Origin of the sequence: Nocardiopsis sp. TNDT3, from assembly GCF_003427465.1 — a bacterium.
Classification (GTDB): domain Bacteria; phylum Actinomycetota; class Actinomycetes; order Streptosporangiales; family Streptosporangiaceae; genus Nocardiopsis; species Nocardiopsis dassonvillei.
This window is the reverse complement of sequence record NZ_QPFC01001148.1, coordinates 1-2,686: the sequence shown is the minus strand read 5'-3', so window position 1 is coordinate 2,686 and position 2,686 is coordinate 1. Positions and strand designations below refer to the sequence as shown.

Sequence of the window (2,686 nt, the reverse complement as noted above, 5' to 3'; positions counted from 1 at the left end):
ATCGGGGGCAGGTTGGGCCGCCACGACTGGTGCAGCGCGTGGGACACCATGTCGTTGGGGTTGCTGTTGTCCTCGCCGCCCGCCAGCTCCAACAGCAGGTCCTGGGCGGTGGGGCGGCGGCCCGGCTCCTTGGCCAGCGCGCGCGTCACCAGGCGGTCCAGGGGGCTGATCAGGTTGCCGATCTGGGGTTCGGCGAACAGCACCCGCTTGCCCAATGTCATGGCGTCGCCGTTGCCGAAGGGGTGGGTGCCGTTCCCGGCGAAGGCCACCAGGCAGCCCCAGGCGAAGATGTCCGCCGAGGTGGTGACCTTCTCCTCCAGCAGCTGCTCGGGAGCCATCCAGCCGGGGCTGCCCATGACGATGCCGGTCTGGGTGTGGTTGGTGGCGGTGTTCATCGCGCGGGCGATGCCGAAGTCGATCACCCGGGGCCCCGAGAGCGACAGCAGCACGTTGGCGGGCTTGAGGTCGCGGTGGACCAGCCCGGTGCGGTGGATGGCGGCCAGGGCGGCCGCCACGCCCAGTGCGAAGCCGTGCAGCGTCGAGGAGTCCAGCGGACCGTTCTCGGCGATGTGCTCGGCCAGGGCGGTGCCCGCGATGTACTCGGTGACCATGTAGGGACGGTTCTCGAACGTCCCGTGGTCGAGCACCTTGGCGGTGCAGAAGGAGGCGACCTTGCGGGCGTTCTCCATCTCGTCGCGAAAGCGCGCCCGCGTCGCCTCGTCGAAGGCGAGCTCCGGGCGGATGACCTTGATGGCTACCTGGTTGTTGCGCTCGGGAGTGCTGCCCAGGTAGACGGTTCCCATGCCGCCGCTACCCAGCTTCCCGGACAGCACGTAGGGACCGATGGTGGCCGGATCCCCGGCGGCCAGCGGTTCCAGGTTCTTCGGGAGCCCATCCGACGGCAAGCGACCCTCCCCGACGGTGTCCAAACTCCGCCTTGCCCCAAGGTAGCGGTGTTTGTGCCCGGATTCCCACTCACGGGCCTGATTGGGCCGTTCTGGGGGCGGGCGGAAACTGACATGACAGTGGTGACGATCCCCGAACCGCGTCCGGGGTTCCCGTTTTCCTCTGACGGCGTACGCGCCGACGGGAGGCGGTGAACACACCGGAGCCCCCGCAGGGCACTGTGTTCACGCAAGGTGGGGGTTCCTTTACGATTGGGGACTCGTGACCGTTAATACCACCGTAACCGTGCGGGTCCCCGCGAAGGTGAACCTCCAGTTGGCGGTGGGGCCCAGACGTGAGGACGGGTTCCACGACCTCGTCAACGTGTTCCACGCCGTCTCGCTGTTCGATGAGGTTACCGTCCAGGCGGCTTCCTCGCGCCGACCGAGCCCGCCCGGCGGTGTCGGATCGGCCGCCGAAGCCTTCGCCGGACTGACCGCGGGCGGCGCGCTGGGGTCCCACTTGTCCCGGGTGCCCCTGGACGGGTCCAACCTGGCCGCGCGCGCGGTGACCCTGCTGGCGGAGCGGACCGGCCGGGGCCTCCCCGTCACGGTCCACCTGGACAAGAACATCCCGGTGGCGGGCGGCATGGCCGGGGGCAGCGCGGACGCCGCGGCCGCCCTGCTGGCCTGCGACCGTCTGTGGGGCTGCGGCCTGCCGCTGGAGGAACTGCTCGGGTACGCGGCCGACCTGGGCAGCGACGTCCCCTTCGCGCTGCTGGGCGCCACCGCGGTGGGCATGGGGCGCGGGGAGGTCCTGCGGCCGATGACCAGTCCGGGAAGGTTCCGCTGGGTCTTCGCCCTGTCGCCGCACGGCCTGTCCACGGCCAGCGTGTTCGCCGAGTACGACCGCATCCGCCCGGACGCCCCCGAGCCCCTGCTGGACCGGGGGCTGGCCGACGCGCTCGCCGGCGGCGACCCGGCGGCCCTGGGAGCCGTGCTGACCAACGATCTCCAGGAGGCCGCGCTCTCGCTGCTGCCCGAGCTGGAGCGCACCCTCAAGACCGGCGCCGGTGCGGGGGCGCTGGGCTCCCTGGTGTCGGGGTCCGGTCCGACCTGCGCCTTCCTGGTCGGCGGCGGCGCCGAGCGGGAGTCGGTCGTCGCGGAGCGGGAGGCCGCGGTGGTGGCGGCGCTGGAGGGCAGCGGGCTGTGCGAACAGGTCGTGACGGCGTACGGGGACGTCCCCGGGGCCACCGTCCTGTGACGTAAATCACTTCTGCCTTTCCCGGCCGGAGGGGGCTCGCGCCAGTTGACCTCAACCATTGTTGAGGTTCAACACTGGTGGACATGACCACCGCAACCGCTCTCTCGCGCTACGCCGACCTGCCGGCCCTCATCGGACTCATGGAGGGTGACGAGAAGCACAACGGGGCGGCCCACTCGACACTCGACATCGTGTGGGTGCTCTACGACCGTGTGCTGTCCGTCACCCCCGAGACCGCCGACGATCCCGCACGGGACCGGTTCCTGCTCTCCAAGGGGCACGGCCCCGCCGCCTTCTACGCCGTGCTCGCGGCCAAGGGCTTCCTGGACGTGCCGACGCTGCGCGGCTGGACCGCCTTCGACTCACCGCTCGGCCACCACCCGGACCGGCTGCTCGTGCCGGGCGCGGAGATCGGCAGCGGGTCGCTCGGCCACGGGCTGCCCCTGGGCCTGGGCAGCGCGCTCGGCCTGCGCGCCCAGGGCGTCCGCCGCTCCGACGGGACCGAACCCCGCGTCGTGGTGCTCGTCGGCGACGGCGA

General features: G+C 71.5%; 2 protein-coding genes and 1 pseudogene. 2 read left to right on the top strand and 1 reads right to left on the bottom strand.

Annotated elements, in window-relative coordinates; translation table 11 throughout:
- The coding region (locus tag DQW06_RS24980; protein WP_157983596.1) for a serine/threonine-protein kinase at positions 1–905 on the bottom strand (905 nt) is incomplete at its 3' end.
- A gap of 262 nt (positions 906–1,167) precedes the next feature.
- Here DQW06_RS24980 and DQW06_RS24975 point away from each other — a divergent pair.
- Positions 1,168–2,148 (top strand): 4-(cytidine 5'-diphospho)-2-C-methyl-D-erythritol kinase, encoded by a 981-nt coding sequence (locus DQW06_RS24975; protein WP_117199426.1) that lies wholly within the window; start codon positions 1,168–1,170, stop codon positions 2,146–2,148.
- A gap of 83 nt (positions 2,149–2,231) precedes the next feature.
- A pseudogene (locus tag DQW06_RS24970) lies at positions 2,232–2,686 on the top strand (transketolase); the annotation flags it as partial.